The sequence below is a fragment of the Rhodococcus sp. BP-349 genome (assembly GCF_019835845.1).
Classification (GTDB): domain Bacteria; phylum Actinomycetota; class Actinomycetes; order Mycobacteriales; family Mycobacteriaceae; genus Rhodococcoides.
Genome location: NZ_JABUDR010000002.1, coordinates 156,536 through 172,803 on the forward strand (window position 1 = coordinate 156,536; position 16,268 = coordinate 172,803).

General features: G+C 69.2%; 14 protein-coding genes. 5 read left to right on the forward strand and 9 right to left on the reverse strand.

Going from position 1 to position 16,268, the window contains the following annotated elements; all coding sequences use genetic code 11:
• Positions 1-250: 250 nt before the first annotated feature.
• Complete coding sequence (locus HQ325_RS11150) at positions 251-1,075, reverse strand: DUF1707 domain-containing protein (protein WP_222629481.1); 825 nt, start codon at positions 1,073-1,075, stop codon at positions 251-253.
• A gap of 4 nt (positions 1,076-1,079) precedes the next feature.
• Positions 1,080-1,883: a DUF1707 domain-containing protein gene (locus HQ325_RS11155; protein WP_222629482.1), complete on the reverse strand. Its 804-nt coding sequence runs from the start codon at positions 1,881-1,883 to the stop codon at positions 1,080-1,082.
• 100 nt (positions 1,884-1,983) lie between these two features.
• Between HQ325_RS11155 and HQ325_RS11160 the strand changes: the two genes are divergently transcribed.
• From HQ325_RS11160 to HQ325_RS11170, 3 genes are all read left to right on the forward strand, one after another.
• Complete coding sequence (locus tag HQ325_RS11160; RefSeq protein WP_222629483.1) at positions 1,984-2,403, forward strand: DUF5318 domain-containing protein; 420 nt, start codon at positions 1,984-1,986, stop codon at positions 2,401-2,403.
• Between the two features lie 661 nt (positions 2,404-3,064).
• A complete protein-coding gene (locus HQ325_RS11165) occupies positions 3,065-5,155 on the forward strand; it encodes a transglycosylase domain-containing protein (RefSeq protein WP_222630950.1) in 2,091 nt (696 codons plus the stop codon).
• A gap of 191 nt (positions 5,156-5,346) precedes the next feature.
• On the forward strand, positions 5,347-6,864 hold the full coding sequence (locus HQ325_RS11170) for a glycosyltransferase family 87 protein (protein ID WP_222630951.1): 1,518 nt from the start codon (positions 5,347-5,349) through the stop codon (positions 6,862-6,864).
• On the opposite strand, the gene HQ325_RS11175 is transcribed toward HQ325_RS11170, so the two are convergent.
• From HQ325_RS11175 to HQ325_RS11205, 7 genes are read right to left on the reverse strand one after another with little or no spacing between them, the layout of a single operon-like run.
• Complete coding sequence (locus HQ325_RS11175) at positions 6,827-7,294, reverse strand: universal stress protein (protein WP_027506008.1); 468 nt, start codon at positions 7,292-7,294, stop codon at positions 6,827-6,829. The genes HQ325_RS11170 and HQ325_RS11175 overlap by 38 nt on opposite strands.
• A 22-nt stretch (positions 7,295-7,316) precedes the next feature.
• Positions 7,317-8,546 (reverse strand): TerD family protein, encoded by a 1,230-nt coding sequence (locus HQ325_RS11180; protein ID WP_308014516.1) that lies wholly within the window; start codon positions 8,544-8,546, stop codon positions 7,317-7,319.
• Positions 8,547-8,584: 38 nt separating this feature from the next.
• Positions 8,585-9,418 (reverse strand): HAD family hydrolase, encoded by an 834-nt coding sequence (locus tag HQ325_RS11185; protein WP_222630955.1) that lies wholly within the window; start codon positions 9,416-9,418, stop codon positions 8,585-8,587.
• A gap of 44 nt (positions 9,419-9,462) precedes the next feature.
• A complete protein-coding gene (locus HQ325_RS11190; protein WP_222629485.1) occupies positions 9,463-10,572 on the reverse strand; it encodes a cysteine protease StiP family protein in 1,110 nt (369 codons plus the stop codon).
• The gene (locus HQ325_RS11195; RefSeq protein ID WP_222629488.1) at positions 10,569-11,843 is read right to left on the reverse strand and encodes a phosphoribosyltransferase family protein; all 1,275 of its coding nucleotides are present in this window, start codon (positions 11,841-11,843) and stop codon (positions 10,569-10,571) included. The genes HQ325_RS11190 and HQ325_RS11195 overlap by 4 nt, the downstream gene beginning before the upstream one ends.
• A complete protein-coding gene (locus HQ325_RS11200) occupies positions 11,840-13,024 on the reverse strand; it encodes an HpcH/HpaI aldolase/citrate lyase family protein (RefSeq protein ID WP_222629490.1) in 1,185 nt (394 codons plus the stop codon). Before HQ325_RS11200 ends, HQ325_RS11195 begins: the two co-directional genes overlap by 4 nt.
• Positions 13,025-13,040: 16 nt before the next feature.
• Positions 13,041-14,246, reverse strand: coding sequence for a hypothetical protein (locus tag HQ325_RS11205; protein ID WP_308014515.1), 1,206 nt, complete (start codon positions 14,244-14,246; stop codon positions 13,041-13,043).
• Between the two features lie 151 nt (positions 14,247-14,397).
• Between HQ325_RS11205 and HQ325_RS11210 the strand changes: the two genes are divergently transcribed.
• The gene (locus HQ325_RS11210; protein WP_027506015.1) at positions 14,398-14,973 is read left to right on the forward strand and encodes a TerD family protein; all 576 of its coding nucleotides are present in this window, start codon (positions 14,398-14,400) and stop codon (positions 14,971-14,973) included.
• Between the two features lie 170 nt (positions 14,974-15,143).
• The gene (locus HQ325_RS11215) at positions 15,144-16,259 is read left to right on the forward strand and encodes a DUF475 domain-containing protein (RefSeq protein WP_027506016.1); all 1,116 of its coding nucleotides are present in this window, start codon (positions 15,144-15,146) and stop codon (positions 16,257-16,259) included.
• Positions 16,260-16,268: the final 9 nt, after the last annotated feature.

Below are 16,268 nucleotides of genomic sequence, written 5' to 3' on the forward strand. Positions count from 1 at the left end.
CGTTCCGACCCGAGTCCGCGCCAAGAGATGACGCTCGCTCACTATAACCGCCACATGTATCGGGCCGATATATGGGGGTACATGTAACCGTCGAGAACATGAACACGACTCGTGGTGCATGCAGCGACGCGGTCCTGATCACGGGCGCCGATCGCCGGAGATCCCTCAGCGGTATCGCCAGATGACAGGCCGGTGTCGCGGGATGTGGGAGCGCGGCGACACCTGGTCGATGACCCGTCCCGGAGCGGACTCACCGCGGCAGGACGGCCACCGTGTTCCCGGACAGATCCACCACGACCGTCCCCAGTCCGACGTCCTCTGTTCCCGGGCCTTCCGACCGGACGTCAATCCGCACGACCGGGCTGTCGGACCCGCTCTCGTAACTCAGGTTGACAGTGTCCACCGCGCCGGATGTGCGACCCAGTTCGATCGGGGCCTGCGCGATTCTCTCGGCGAGACGACTCGTGTCGAGCGCCGTGACGTCGAAGGTCCGCACATCGCGCGAGAGCGGGGGCCGTCTCGCGGACACCTCGAACCCGGAGTCGACCTCGACCCGCTCCTGCAGACCGTCGGGCGCGACCCGCTCGACCACAGCAGTGTCGTCACCGAGGTCGATGTACAGGCTGATCACAGCGGGATCGTCGAATCGGGCGAGGTAACGCGAGCGGAAGTCCGCGAGCCCCGCGGCGGTGTCGAAGGCGAGGGGTGTCGCCACGATGGGCACCACGTCGGCCTGCCGGAGCTCGGACGAGCCGGCTCTGCCGTGCTCGCCCGTGACCTCCTGAACGCCCACGACGACGCCGGCCGCGACCACGACGACTGCCGCTGCGGTGAGCAACCGACGCCGCCGTCCGCGCCCGACCGGCTCCACGTCGGGCACGGGTTCGAAGGACTGCAGATCGACCCCGAGCGCGTCCAACTCGCCGACCGTGGTCGCCGAGTTCGCGCTGTCCGAGCGCCGGCGGTACTCGTCGTAGTCGAGTTGACCGTCGGCATACGCCGCCTCGAGCATGCCGGCAGCGACGACACGATCGATCCGGCGAGCACGAAGCTGACGAGGTCGAGTACGTGTCATCGCGTCACCGGCCGATCGTGTCGTCGACTCGAGTGATCGACCCGTCGGAGTCGGCCACCAGCGTGCCGCGTGCTCCTGCGTCGTCGGAGGTGCGTACGGCGACCTCGCCGCCGGATTCGCCGGCCCGGAGTACGAAGGACACCTGTTCGGCGGAGGCGACGCCCGTGGATTCCGGTGCGCCCAGGACGAGGCCGGCGAGAACCGTGGGATCGAACTGCGCGTACTGCACCGCGATGTCGTCCGTGGGCTCACCTGCACTCGGTCCGGACCAGTCGCCGTCCCGGTAGGTGAATGTCCGCGTCGTGCCTTCGTTCGATGGATCCTGCACCGAGAACGTCGCTCGGTCGCGGAAGAACACGACCGAGTAGGCGGAGTCGCTTCCGACGGCATCGGGTGCCGCCGTCAGGATGTCGTCGATCGCTGTGACCGACAGATACCCCTCCGGCCCGTAGGCACTCGTGGCGGTCGATCCGTCCCGGTACGTCTGCACGCCCCAGGCACCGCCCAGGATTGCGAGTGCGACCGCTGCGGCGGATGCCGTACCGATCACCGCGAGCCGGCCTCCGTCCACGATCCCGACTCTCTCGAGCAGACGTCGACGGAGTGGGTGGAGGTCCGTGTGCCCCTGCAGATCGTCGATCAGCGCGCGCAGATCACCCAGAGTGGCCGCTCGTGTCGCCTTCTCGATGCGAATGGCGTGGTCCTCGGCGGTCAACTGGTTGTCGTCCAATGCTTCGTCCAGCGTGGCGCACGCATGGACGCGATCTCGGTCACGAGCGCGCATCTCGGGAGGACGGCTGATCGGCACACGTCGAGCCTAGGGCGATCGTGTGTGTTGCGTACTACTTCCCGTCCCGCGGCGGGGTTCACCGGTCACCCACCCCGACGGCGCACGTACTCTGGTCACCGTGAGATCACAGCGGCAGGTGGTGGACTACGCGTTGCAGCGCAAGTCGCTGCTCGCCGAGGTCTACTCCGGACGAACGGCGATGGCCCAGGTCTGCGACGCCGATCCCTACCTCCTCCGAGCGGCCAAGTTCCACGGTCGGCCGTCCACCGTGGCGTGCCCCGTCTGCCGGAAGGAGCAGCTCACGCTGGTCTCCTGGGTGTTCGGGGAGAAGCTGGGGACGATGAACGGCTCGGCCCGGACCGCGGACGAACTCACCCGCCTCGCCGGCACGCAGGAGGAGTTCTCCGTGCACGTCGTCGAGGTCTGCCGCACCTGCAGTTGGAACCACCTCGTGCAGTCGTACGTCCTGGGAGCCGTTCCGGCACCCAAGAGCCCCCGCACACGCTCCGCCTCGCGCCGACGCACGGCCAGTGAGTGACGGACGCAGGTCGTCGGCGGTACCGTCCGTCGGTGGTCCCCCGCGCAACCGAGTCGAACGAGCCCGACGCACACCTGACCGTCGTCACCTGGTCACGCGTGCGTCCTGACAGTGGAGTACGTGAGTGAGTTCCCCCTACGACAGTTCCCGTGACGATCGCGGGCGTCCGTCCGGCCGCCACGGTCGACCCGACGGGCCCGGGGAACCATCGCGTCACGAGCGCCCGAGCCACGAGCCGGTCCGCGACCCCCAGCAGCGGCCGTCGGGTCCGCCCCCGCCGCGCGCGCCCCGCCAGGACGGCCCCGGTGGGCCCCCGCCGAGCTGGCCGCCGGCCGACTACCCGCGTCGTCCTCGCCCGACCTACGGTCCGCCGTCCTACGACGATCGCGGACCGGACACCACCCAGATTCCCCCGACCGCGCCCCCGCCGCGGTCGCAGGCGTTCTCGCAACCGCGCCCGTACTCGGACGATCCGCGGGCGACCGACGTTCCACCCTCCCGGCCCGTGACATCCCACTCGCGTGGCGATGCCGACGGTGACCGGGACCGGTTCGGTGGAGGACCCACCGAGCCGCCATCAGGAGGTACTGCCACGAAGACGAAGAAGAAGTCGAAGTGGAAGGTTCTGCGGCGCACGCTGTACGGCTTGATCGCGCTGGGCATGGTCGTTCCGGTCCTGGTGTTCATGGTCGCGTACGTCGTCGAGGACGTTCCGCGGCCCGGAGACATCAAGACCAACCAGGTCGCCACCGTCCTCGCGTCGGACGGGACGTCCGTCCTCGGTACGGTCGTGCCTCCCGAGGGCAATCGCACCGATGTCGAGATCGGACAGATCCCCGAGCACGTCCGCAACGCGGTGTTGTCGGCCGAGGATCGCGACTTCTACTCGAACCCCGGATTCTCGGTCACCGGCTTCGCGCGCGCCGCCCGCGACAACGTGCTGGGACGCGACAGCGCCGGTGGTGGATCCACCATCACACAGCAGTACGTGAAGAACGCGCTCGTGGGATCCGAGCGGACGCTCACCCGCAAGATGCGCGAGCTGGTCATCTCCTCGAAGATGGCGCGTCAGTGGACCAAGGACGACATCCTCGCCGCGTACCTCAACACCATCTACTTCGGCCGTGGCGCGTACGGCATCGCGGCCGCGTCGAAGGCGTACTTCGACAAGCCCGTCGAGCAGTTGAGCGTCGAGGAGGGTGCCGTGCTCGCGGCCACCATCCAGCAGCCGTCCGGACTCGACCCGGAGAACAACCCCACGGGTGCCCAGAGCCGTTGGAACTACGTTCTCGACGGCATGGTCACGATGGGTGCGCTCGATCAGACCCAGCGCCAGGCGATGCAGTACCCGCAGTGGCGACCGCTCGCCTCGGTGGACAGCGGCGACGCCGCCGACGCCGGACCGAACGGACTGATCAAGAACCAGGTGCTCAAGGAGCTCACCGCGTCGGGCATCAGTGAGCAGGACCTGAACACCGCCGGACTGCAGATCACCACGACGATCGATCCGCGCGATCAGCAAGCCGCCATCGACGCCGTGAACTCCAACATGGAGGGCGAACCGTCCGAGCTGCGCACGGCGTCCGTGTCGATCGACCCCCGCACCGGTGCGGTGCGCTCGTACTACGGCGGTGTCGACGGCCGTGGCTTCGACTTCGCGCAGTCCGGCCTGCAGACCGGCTCGTCGTTCAAGGTCTTCGGCCTGGCGGCCGCACTGGATCAGGGTATCCCGCTCTCCCAGATGTACGACAGCTCACCGCTGACGGTCAACGGCATCTCCATCGGCAACGTCGAGGGCGAGTCCTGCGGCACCTGCACCATCGCCGAGGCGCTCAAGCGGTCGCTCAACACGAGCTTCTATCGGTTGCAGCTCAGCCTCGACGGCGGCCCGCAGGCGGTGGCCGACATGGCGCACCGCCTCGGTATCCCGACCGAGGTCGAGGGCATCGGCGAGACCCTGACCGAGCCGAACGGCGCCGGACCCAACAACGGCATCGTGCTCGGGCAGTACCAGTCCCGCGTCATCGACATGGCCAGCGCCTACGCGACGCTCGCCGCGTCGGGGACCTATCACGCACCGCACTTCGTGCAGAAGGTCGTGACGGCCGACGGCACCGTGTTGCTCGATCGTGGAGCGGACCCCGGCGAGCAGCGGGTCGACCCTGCCGTCGCGGACAACGTCACCGCAGCCATGCGTCCCATCGCGGGCTACTCGAACGGCCACAACCTGGCCGAGGGACGCGCCTCCGCCGCGAAGACCGGCACCGCGCAGCTCGGTGACACCGGCGAGAACAAGGATGCCTGGATGGTCGGGTACACGCCGTCTCTGGCGACGGCGGTGTGGGTCGGTACCGAGCAGGGCCTCCCGCTGGAGAACAGCTACGGCGGACCCATCTACGGCTCCGGACTCCCGTCGGACATCTGGAAGGACACGCTCGACGCGTCCCTCGAGGGCTCGCCCGTCGAGTCGTTCCCCGCACCGGGTGCGATCGCCGGCCAGGCCGGTGTGCCGCAGTACTCGGCACCCGCGCCGACTCGGACGGCGGCACCGCAGACGTCCTCCTCGGCCGCGCCGGAGCCCACGACGCCTGAGCCCGTCGCTCCGCCGGTCGTCGTCCCGTCGCAGGTCGAGATCCTGCCGGGCATCACGATTCCGGTTCCCGGTCTGGCCCCGGCTCCGACCGAACCCTCCGCCGTGACCCCGCCCGACGACGGGGCGGTTCCGGAGCCGGCCACGCCGCCCGGCGGCTAGGGGTGCCGGGCAGGCCGGAGGCCGGTCGGGACGACTCGGCGGGCAGGCCGGAGGCCGGTCGGGACGACTCGGCGGGCAGGCCGGAGGCCGGTCGGGACCATTCGTCCGACGAGTTGTTGGCGAGTCCGGGTGAGTTGGCGACGGATCGACGCTCCGCTCGTCGTCGCGATCGGCCGAGTCTGACCGACCCCATGGTCGCGGAGTTGTCGACGGTGGTGGGCGGCCCCGTGGGCAAGCACGCGCTGGTGGGGCGGCAGCGCCACATCACGCCACTGCGGGTGATCTTCGCGTTCACGGTCGTCTTTCTCGCGCTGGGCTGGTTCGGGAAGGCCGCGTGCATCCAGCAGGCCCCGAACGGCCCCGGCGGCGAGCTGGGACTCGACTGGACCGGGAGCCGTCAGTACGTCGCGATGTGTTACTCCGACGTGGTCCCCCTCTACGGTGCGGAGCGACTCGATCAGGGCGCGTTCCCGTACAAGAAGTCATGGGAGGAAACGGGTTCCGACGGCTCCACGATCACCCGGTACATGGAGTATCCGGTGGTGGCGGGGCTGTACCAGTACGTGTCGATGCAGGTGGCCCACGCGTGGTCCGCGGTCCCGTGGTTGCCGCAGGCGCTCACGGTCGCGCTGTATTTCAACGTGGTGGCGTTCGGCTCCGCTCTCGCCTGGCTCGTGACGATCTGGGCGACCACGATGTTGGCGGGACGCCGGGTGTGGGACGCCGCGCTGGCCGCATGTTCCCCTCTGGTGATCGTTCACGTCTTCACCAACTTCGACGCTCTCGCAACGGCATTCGCCTCCGGTGGGCTGCTGGCGTGGGCGCGGCGGAGGCCGGTGCTGGCCGGTGTCCTGCTCGGTATCGGGGGCGCGACGAAGCTCTACCCACTGTTCCTGCTCGGCCCGCTCCTCGTGCTGTGCATCCGCACGGGAAACATCAGGGACTGGTCGCGGACCACGGCGGCAGCGCTCTCGGCGTGGGTTCTGGTGAATCTGCCCATCGCACTGCTGTTTCCGCGCGGCTGGTCGGAATTCTTCCGTTTGAACTCCGACCGCGGCGCCGATCCGGACTCGCTCTACAACGTGGCCCGGTCGTTCAGCGGCTGGGCCGGATTCGACGGCCCGCTCGGTCCCGGCGAGAAGCCGGTGATCCTCAATCTCGTGACGGCGCTGCTCTTCGTGGTCGTGTGCCTCGCCATCGGCTGGGTGGCGCTGACGGCTCCGCGGCGTCCTCGCCTGATGCAGCTGTGTTTCCTCGTGGTCGCCGGTTTCCTGCTGACGAACAAGGTGTGGAGTCCGCAGTACTCCTTGTGGCTGGTGCCGCTCGCGGTCCTGGCCCTACCGCACCGGCGAATCCTGTTGGCGTGGATGACCATCGACGCACTCGTCTGGGTTCCGCGGATGATGTACTACCTGGGCGTGGCCGACAAGGGTCTGCCCGAGCAGTACTTCACGGCGACCGTCCTGGTGCGCGATCTCGCCGTCGTCGGATTGTGTGTCCTGGTGATGCGGCAGATCTACCGGCCGGTGGACGATCTGGTGCGTCGCAGCGGCGACGACGATCCGGCCGGTGGTGTACTCGACGGCGCACCCGACGCGTACCCGTCGTGGGTGCCGGCGATGGTGCGTCCGCGGCCCGTCGAGGTTCCGATCGCGGATGCGGCGCCACCGCCTAGGGCACCACGGTCACCGGCCACCGACCCAGCTTGACCAGTCGGACGGCGACGGAGCCGAAGATGCGGTGCCCGGCGGACTCGGACGTGCCCACGACGATCGCGTCGGCACGCAGTTCGTCGCCGACGGCGGCGAGTCCCATCGCCGGGTCGCCGCGGAACGTCCGGAACTCCCAGTTCACGTGCTGGTGCTCGCCGAAACGCACCACATGGTCGCGGATCTCGGTGAGCAGCTGGTCCGCGACCTGGCTCCCCGAGTCGTAGACCACGCCGCTCGCCTGCGCGAAGGCGCCGGCCGCCAGCGTCTGCACGTAGACCAACACGAGCTTGGAGTGCTGCCGGCGCGCCAGTCCGGCGGCGTACGCGGCCGCCCGCCAGGACGAGTCGGAGCCGTCGAGGCCCACGACGATCAGCTTGGGGCCGTCCACGCCGTACTCGAAGACGGAGGGATCGTTCGACGAGGTCACGACCCGAGCCTACGACTCCTCGTCAGGAGAGGTACGGACGGAGCTGCGGCAACGCTTCGCCCGCGTGCTTGGCGTTGATGCCGTCGCCGATCGCCTGCAGCTTCCACTCGCTGCCGGCTCGGTACACCTTGGCCATGACCAGCCCGGTGAACGGCATGCCGCCCTGCAGTGTGAAGCGTGCCAGCTCGGTGTTGATCGTGTTGTCCACCAGGCGGGTGAACGCGTTCGCCACCTGCTCGAACGTCTGCCCGCGGTACGAGGTCACGATGAAGACGATCGAGCTCACATGGGCGGGCACCCGCGTCAGGTCCACCGTGATCACCTCGTCGTCGCCCTCGCCCTCGCCGGTGAGGTTGTCGCCCTGGTGGACGATCGACCCGTCTTTCGACCGCAGCTGGCCGAAGTAGACGACGTCGGCGTGCTTGTCGCCGGAGAACATCAGCGCCGAGGCGTCGAGATCGACGTCCGCGCTGCGCCCGCCTCCGAAGAAGCCGGCCTTCTTGATGGGGTCCCAGCCCAGGCCCATGCGGATGGTGGTCAGTGCGACGCCACCGTCCTTCTTCAGCGTCACCTTCTGACCCTTGGTGAGGCTGACGGGCCGAGCCTTCGTCAGGCTCACCTCGGCGGGGGCCGCGGGCGCAGAAGGTGCCGGAGGTGACGCGGGCGGAGGCGTGGGGGCCGGCGGAGGTGTGGGAGCGGCGGGCGGAGGTGTGGGTGCTGCAGGCGCGGGTGCCGCAGCGGGAGCGTCGTCCACCGAGACGCCGTGATCGCCGACGAGGGCGGCGAATCCGCCCGCGTACCCCTGGCCCACCGCGCGGACCTTCCAGCCGTCGCCGCGCCGGTACAGCTCGAGCGCGATGACGATGGACTCCGTCGTGAGGCCGTCCACGGTGTACGAGTAGAGCGTCGCGCCGGTGCCGCCGTCGATCACGTGGGCGGTGGGCGCGGAGACGCGTCCGAAGCTGCTCGACGCGTCGTCGAGCGTGACGACGACACGGATCTGCGTGATGTCGGCCGGGACACCGGCGAGGGTCACGGCGACCTCCTGCGGGCCACCCTGGCCGGGGACCAGCTGGACTCCGGGGCCGGCGGGCTGGTTGAAGAAGACGAAGTCGGCGTCGGAGCGAACCTTGCCGCTGTCGGTCACGAGCAGGGCCGAGATGTCCGCGGGCGCGGTCAGCTCGAGACCGATGCGAACGGTGGCGGTGGACAGAGGAGCATTCTGTCCCTTGGTCAACGGCTGTGCAGCCACGTCTCGTCCTCTTCCGGGGTGGTCGGGTACGTCCGAATTCAGCGTACGTGTGTCGGCCGGGCAGCGGCGGCGCCCGACGTGCCGGCCGTCGAGCGGAACCAGTGCAGGATCTCCTCGCTCGCAGCGCCGCCGGACCGTTCGGTGACCACCAGGCCGGGGGCGTCCCACTGCAGCAGTTCCAGTTCACCGTGCCGCGGACGGATGGCGAAGGTCGCGGCGCGGAGCATCTCCGCGTCGAGGGCGCCGTCCCCGGCGGCGAGCACCGGGGCGTCGGTGTCCAGTACTCCCGCGCTCACGCACCGTCGGCGCACCTCGGCGACGGCATGCGACTTGCACACCGCGTCGGGCATCGCGTAGACCTTACGGCCCTGCCGGGACACGCCCCATCCGCGCTCGGTGCACCAGTGTGCGAACTGGTCGACGAACCCGTCGGGCATCGTCTCCACGTTCACGACGAGGTAGCAGAACAGATCGTCCGCTGTCCGCTGCTTGAGCACCCACGAATCGTCGCCCCGCCGTGTCATCTCCGCGGTCACCTCCGCGAGCGGCACCGCGGAGGCGGCGACGGCGTCCTCGACAGAACGGCGCCAGTCGAGATCCGGCTCGCCGTCGACGAGGATGGTGGCTCCGTTGGTCGTGATCGCATGGCGCCAGGGTGCTCCCGGCAGGGTGATGCGTCGGAACTGCTCGACGGTGCGCGTCGTGGTCGGCACCACCACCGTCTCGGACGCGAGAGCGGTGAGCAGGCCCGCAGCGCGTGCCGTCATGTAGGACAGCGGCTCGCCCTCGTAGTACTCGACGCAGCGCACGTCGTCGTCACCGCTCTGTTCGTCCGCACGACCCTCCGCCAACGCGGCGGCGCTGTAGATCATCGTGCGGTCGAGATCGGTAGCGACCAGTGCGGTCCTCGCCTCGGTCACGAGACGTCCCGGATCAGACCCACGCAGGAGTAGGCGAGATCGGGAACGACGTCCACGGGCACTCCCCTCGCCTCGGCGAGCATGCGGATGTGGCGGTGTTCCGGCGCGTCCGCGTCGCGCACGAGAACGCGCCACGGGACCCGGCGGAGCAGCACCCGGGTGGTCTCTCCCACCCCGGGTTTGACGAAGTTGACCGTGCTGATGCCGTACTCCTCCCGTACGCGCTCGACCGAGGCCCACCCGCTCCACGTCGGAGTCCGATCGGCAGAACGGACGTCCGACAGTCCCGTCGCCACCGCGCTGGTGACATCACCGAACCGCGCAGACACTGTGTCCAGCAACAGGTTCGACACATCGACCGCGGCGAGATCGGCGTAGAACTTGGCGCCGTGGAACTCAGCTGGTCCGATGAGCGTGTCGTTGAGCACGGTGCGCGAGACCAGGCCCGACACGGTCGAGTTCAGGCACGCCGATGCAATGAGGAAGTCGTCGCGGGTCCCGTAGGTGGTGACGCAGTGCCCGGGGTCCGCCAGTACCGCGAGCCGGTCGTCGAAGCGCGGGCCACCCGAATCGTGGACGTGGTCCAGGGCGGCGGTCAGCTCCCTGGCGATGGCGCCCTTCCCGGTCCACCCGTCCACGAAGACGACGTCGGCAGGATCGTGGTGGCGGGCGAGGTGGTGCAGCGCGGCGGAGTCGATCCCCCGGTCCCGCACGATGGAGACGGCGTAGTGCGGCCACGTGAGACCACGCACGTCCCGCGCCCAGCGGCGCATCAGGATGCCGATGGGAGAGCCGGCGCGGGCGAGAGAGGCGAGCACCAGGTTCTCACCGCGCTCGGCGATCACCAGGTCGGTGACGACGCCGACCGCGGTGGCGAGGCGGGTCGCACTCTCCTCCAGGACGGTGGCGAACAGGTCGCGGTAGGCGGCGTCGGGTTGATACTCGACGGGCAGGCTCTCGGCGTAGTGCGCTGCGCCCGACTGGATCTGCTGCTCCCGCGACGCGGTGTCCGCCTCCAGCGAGACGTGCGAGAGATCCTTCAGGAGCCAGGACACCTCGTCCGCCGCGTAGGACCCGAACGCCGGACCGTGCAGCGGTGCCGTCATCGAGACCCCGTCCGCAGCGAGTGCGGCTCCGCCGCCACCACGGCGACGGTGACGTCGATGCCGGTGCGGGTGAGGGCGTCCACGAGGCCGTCCGGACCCGTCAACGCCTCGGTGTCCGCGGGCGGATCCACGACGAGAAGAACGGGGCTCGGCGCCGTCTCGTCCGGTACCCGGGCGTTGTAGAGATGACGTCGGCCACCGGCCGCAGGTTCCGGTGCGAGGAAGGAGAAGCCGCGTCGGAGCGGGTATCCCGGTTCGTCGAGCACGTGAGCGGGTGAGCGGGTGGTGGTCTGGAACAGCGTCGGCGTCCCTCGGTCCGACAGTGCCCGGGCGATCCGTAGCGGGAGGTACATCAGTTCCTCGTGCCCGATCACGACGGTGGTGTCCGAGCCGAGATGGGGCCGCAGCAGATCGGCCGACTCCTCGACCGCGGCGTCGAAGGCGGCGGTGTCCGCCGCCCGGAAACCGTGGCGACCGCCGTCGGGAACCCCGGCCGGCCAGGGCACGTCGACCCGCGTGACGGATCCAGGTCGTGGAGCATCCACCGGTGCGGGTGCGGCCGGTAACGCCTCCACCACGGCGATGATGTCGTCCGGCAGATGCACGGTGCCCGTCGCGAGCGACACCGAGTCGATGACCACACCGAGTTCCGCTGCGACACGATCGGTCTCGCGGCGGTGGTCCGCCGAGCGCATGTCGACGAGTGAGGCGATCACGTAGCGCGCACGGGGTGCGAGAGCATGTACCGCACGAATGGCACCGAGGGCTGTCGTTCCCGTCGAGATCTCGTCGTCGACCAGAACCATCGGGAGGTACGGAGGAAGGTCGCGTTCCGGATCGGTGGGCAGGAGGCGATGATCCGTCGCGTGCGAATGGCCCTCCTCGAACTCGCCGTGCACGGCGAATCCCTCGACCGGTCGACGAGTCGAGTGGATGTAGGACCGCGCTCCGAGACGCGTCGCCACACAGTGGCCGAGTCCCGTGGCGGTCTCGGCGAATCCGAGCACCACCACTCCGTCGTCGTGGCCGGCGAGCACGTCGGCGCACAGGGAGCCCAGCAGCTCACCCGCTCGGATCACCTCGGCCGGATCCTGCGGAATGTGTTTGCCCAGAACGGTCGACACCAACAGGTGGGCCCGGCGCGGGTTGCGTCGCAGCCCCGGCTGCACCAGGTCGCCGACCCGCCGGCCCACCGACGAGGTGCCGTGCTCGAGGACGAGCCCCAGTTCGGCTGTCGCCCAAGGTAGTCGGCGATCCATCGCGCGGCTCATCGTGCAGTGCCGGTCGTGGACGCGGGACGCCTGGCCAGTGCCTGCATCACGTCGACGAACGACACACCTTCGGCGGTGACGCCGAAGACGGCGGCCCGGCGCAGCGTCTGCTCGGCCCACGGCCGGTGCGGGCCGAGTTCGTTCATCTTGTTCCCGTAGCCCGAGGCGAGGACGCCGCCTCCGCCGGACGACGATGCGATGGCCTGTGCATCCTGATACTCCTCGTGGGTGACCACCGACAACGAGTGCACGGCGGCGACGTGAGACGGGTGGATGACGGTCTTGCCGTGCAGTCCGTTGGCGCGGTCGAGCGCGACCTCACGGAGCAGACCGTCGATGTCACGGCTGACCAGCTGCTGGCGGAAGCGCACGGCGTCGTGCTCGGCGAACGGCGTCGCCCGCAGCATCGGGCGGAACAGCCGCTCGTGGTCGGCGAAGTACTCCCAGACCGGGCCGGTGACGACGAAACCCGTTCCGTCACTGCGCCCGAGGTGGTTGACGATGGCGCCGATGGTGTCCGCGACCACGCGCACGTCGTAGATCGTGAGGTCGCGGTCGCGACGGATCCCGAAGGCGCCGCTCATGTCGGTGGCGCCGACGCGCACCGCCAGGACACTGTCGCGGTGTCGGCCGAGCACGTCACGGGCGCCGGCCAACTCGTCGTCGCGGGTCTCCCGGTAGACCATCTCGCGGGACTCCATCACGGGCATGACCACGAGGTGTCGGCCCGCTGCGGCCGACCGCGCGGCCACCTCCTCGAGGAACCGCTCGCCGGTCTCGGGCCGGAACTTGGGAAGAACGAAGCCGTGCAGGACGTCGATGCCGGTGGTGAGACGGTCGCAGACGTGGTGCATGTCCTCCGCCGTGCGAACGCGGACGAAGACGGCGGCCTCGGGCGGGTCGACGGCGAGGGCGTCCAGCGCGGCGACGACGTGTCCGCGTGCCGCTTGGAGGTCACCGTCGGCGACGGCGTCCTCGAGATCCAGCACGACGGACCGGGAGCCCTCGGCCGCACGCTTGCGCACCGTCTCCACCAGGTTCGCCCTGGTGGCCGGGACGTAGAGCGTGGCGCCCAGCGCCAGCGCACGCGTCGTGAGGTCGCTCTCCGCGGTCACGGCGACGGGCGGCCGGTGGAAGAGGTACTCGAGTGTGGCGGGTTCCAGGTGAGAGAAGTGCTGCACTGCAACCCCTTTCGTATCAGGTCCGACGCTGTCGGCCGCGGATGCGGTCGACCACCCCGGAGATGAAGTCCTCGACGGAATCGAGTTCGCGCAGGTACGCCCAGTAGTCGGGCCGGCCCGTTCCGAGTGCCTCGGCGGCCCTCTCGATCCGTGCGAGCTGAGCATCCAACACCGAGCCCCATTCGGCAACCAGTCCCCGGTCCACCGCCAGCAGCTGTGCGTCGCGCAACCGGAACCGGACGCGCCGATCCACCGCGCCCGGGTCGTCCCGCACCTCGCGCAGGCGCGCCAGGCGTCCGGTGACGGCTTCGATGTCGGCCTCCGCGTCGGACAGATGCTGCCGTGCGGCGGTGATCCGGTCGAGTGCCTCCTCCGGATCGCCTCCGTCGCGTGCGGTCGCCGCGTCGTCGATGTCGCGGGCCGCCTCGACCATGTGGGTCTCGCAGTTCTCCCGAGCTCGGGAGAGATCGTCCGAGCTGGCGGCCACGAACTCGCGCAGCAGGGCGGAGTAGGCAGGCGCGATGTACTCGGCCTTGGTGCCGACCGCCTGGAGTCGGGTGCGGACCGATGCCAGGGCGGTGGACGCCGATCCGGCGCGGCCGGGTGCCTCCGCCAGAGCGCGGCGGAGATCGTCCACGGCGGAGCGCACCTGCGCCGCGCGGCCGGTGACCGCGGTGCCGCTGCCACCGGATTCCGCGGCTGCGAGACCGTCCAGTGCACGGTGCACCGCGTCTACCGCGTCACGCACCGAGCGGTAGGAATGATGCGGCTCCGATCCGGTGACGGTCGCCAGCACGGAGGTCGCCGCGGTGCGTGCGTCGTTCGCCAGTCGCGGGACCGCGGCGTACTCGCTCAGCGCGTGTTCGAGCCGTGCCCGATGCGCCTCGTAGAACTGGTCCACCGCGGCGCTGGCGGCGGAGAGATGGGCGATGGCACCGGCGAAGGCGTCGTACGCCTCCTCGGTCGCGTCGGACTCGGGGCGCTCCGTGGCCCCCAGGTAGGAGGAACCCGCTGCGAAGCATTGCTCCTCCACCGGTCGCCAGCGAGCTCGGAGACTGTCGTCCGATCTGCCCAGTCGTTCGAGTGCGTCGACTCCCGCGGACGCGATCGACTGACGCTTGTCCATGTCGAGGAAGGTCCGGACCGTGTCGGCCCGGATGGCGGCGACCGCCTCGGTGCGCGCCCGGCCGCGGCTCAGGCGCCCGGGCCAGCGGTGTGTCACCCGCCCGATGGTACTGACGGACGTGTCGGCATTCTCGAGTCGTACCGGCTCGAGGGAACGCTGGTGCGATGCCGCACGTTCAGGGTATGAACGCGAGTGGGCAGCACTTCCAGCACGCGCCCGCCAGCACGCAACCGAAAGGACTCGAGCCATGGGCGTCAGCCTGACCAAGGGTGGCAATGTCTCCCTCACGAAAGCCGCACCGAACCTCACGGCCGTCTCGGTGGGTCTCGGATGGGACATCCGCACGACCACCGGTACCGACTTCGACCTCGATGCGAGCGCCATCGCGCTCGGAACGGACAAGAAGGTCGTCAGTGATCAGCACTTCGTGTTCTTCAACAACCTGAAGAGCCCCGACGGATCGATCGAGCACACGGGTGACAACACCACCGGTGAGGGCGACGGCGACGACGAGGTCATCAATGTCGAGCTCTCCGCCGTGCCGCCGAACATCGACACCATCAATTTCCCGGTGTCCATCTACGAGGCCGACGCGCGCTCGCAGTCGTTCGGGCAGGTCCGCAACGCGTACATCCGCGTCGTCGACAAGTCCAACGGCACCGAGCTCGCCCGCTACGACCTCAGCGAGGACGCCTCGACCGAGACCGCCATGGTCTTCGGTGAGCTCTACCGCAACGGTGCCGAGTGGAAGTTCCGCGCCGTGGGCCAGGGCTACGCCTCCGGTCTGGCCGGCATCGCTCGCGACTTCGGAGTGAACGTCTGACACCTGTGAAGGAGTAATGTCCCGCTCGACGGGGCATTCGGTCCGAGTACCGGAGAGTGTTGCGCGTCGTCCTCGTCGGACGGCGCTGCGACACTCTCCGTTGCATGTCGGGGCAACGACTCCCGTCGCCGGAGCCCGCAGGGATCGACACCAGAGAAAGGCCACCACCCGTGGTTCTACGCATCTTCGGATGGTCGTTCGCGATCACCGCGCTCGCCATCGTGGTGGCCTTCATCTACGGGAGCTGGCAGGCCGTCGCGCTCGTCGTGATCCTCGGCATCCTCGAGGTGTCGCTGTCCTTCGACAACGCGGTCATCAACGCGACGGTTCTGCGCCGGATGAGCGAGTTCTGGCAGAAGATCTTCCTCACCATCGGCATCATCATCGCCGTCTTCGGTATGCGTTTGGTGTTCCCGCTGGTCATCGTCTGGGCCGCGTCGGGCCTGGGCCCCGTGGCGGCGCTACGCCTCGCTCTCAACCCGCCCGCGGACGATGCCGCGTACTTCCCCGACGGCAGCCCGTCCTACGAGACACTGATCACCGACGCGCATCCGCAGATCGCCGCGTTCGGTGGCATGTTCCTGCTCATGCTGTTCCTCGGCTTCATCTTCGAGGAGCGCGAGCACACCTGGCTTTCATGGATCGAGAAGCCGCTGGCCAAGGCCGGCAAGCTCGACATGATGTCCGTGATCGTCGCCGGCATCCTGCTGGTTCTCGCGGCCGAGTTCATGGCGGAGGACGACAAGATCTCCACGGTCATGGTGTCCGGCGTGCTGGGCATGGTCACCTACATCGCGGTGAACGGCCTCGGCAATCTGTTCCACGTCCCCGGTGAAGACGAGGAGGAGGAGACCTCCGGCGGGCCGTCGGACCTCGCGAAGGCGACCGGCAAGGCCGGTTTCTTCCTGTTCCTCTACCTCGAGGTCCTCGACGCGTCCTTCAGCTTCGACGGCGTCATCGGCGCGTTCGCCATCACCGCCGACCCCATCATCATCGCTCTGGGCCTCGGCTTCATCGGTGCGATGTTCGTCCGGTCGCTGACGGTCTACCTGGTGCGCAAGGGCACGCTCGACGACTACGTGTACCTCGAGCACGGTGCCCACTGGGCCATCGGCGCACTGTCGATCATCCTGCTGGTCTCGATCGGCGTGCACATCAACGAGATCATCACCGGACTCGTCGGTGTGGTCCTCATCGGACTGTCGTTCCTGTCCAGCGTGCGCCGTAACCGGCGCCTCGCGGCCGAGGGGCATGCCGACGACGCCAAGGTGCACATCCAGGAGTGACGGGCGGAC

Excerpts from the sequence above, each read along its gene's own strand:
- HQ325_RS11150 (WP_222629481.1), bottom strand. The coding sequence starts at position 1,075 with ATGACACGTACTCGACCTCGTCAGCTTCGTGCTCGCCGGATCGATCGT.
- HQ325_RS11165 (WP_222630950.1), top strand. The coding sequence starts at position 3,065 with ATGGTCGTTCCGGTCCTGGTGTTCATGGTCGCGTACGTCGTCGAGGAC.
- HQ325_RS11170 (WP_222630951.1), top strand. The coding sequence starts at position 5,347 with ATGGTCGCGGAGTTGTCGACGGTGGTGGGCGGCCCCGTGGGCAAGCAC.
- HQ325_RS11185 (WP_222630955.1), bottom strand. The coding sequence starts at position 9,418 with ATGATCTACAGCGCCGCCGCGTTGGCGGAGGGTCGTGCGGACGAACAG.
- HQ325_RS11190 (WP_222629485.1), bottom strand. The coding sequence starts at position 10,572 with ATGACGGCACCGCTGCACGGTCCGGCGTTCGGGTCCTACGCGGCGGAC.
- HQ325_RS11195 (WP_222629488.1), bottom strand. The coding sequence starts at position 11,843 with ATGAGCCGCGCGATGGATCGCCGACTACCTTGGGCGACAGCCGAACTG.
- HQ325_RS11210 (WP_027506015.1), top strand. The coding sequence starts at position 14,398 with ATGGGCGTCAGCCTGACCAAGGGTGGCAATGTCTCCCTCACGAAAGCC.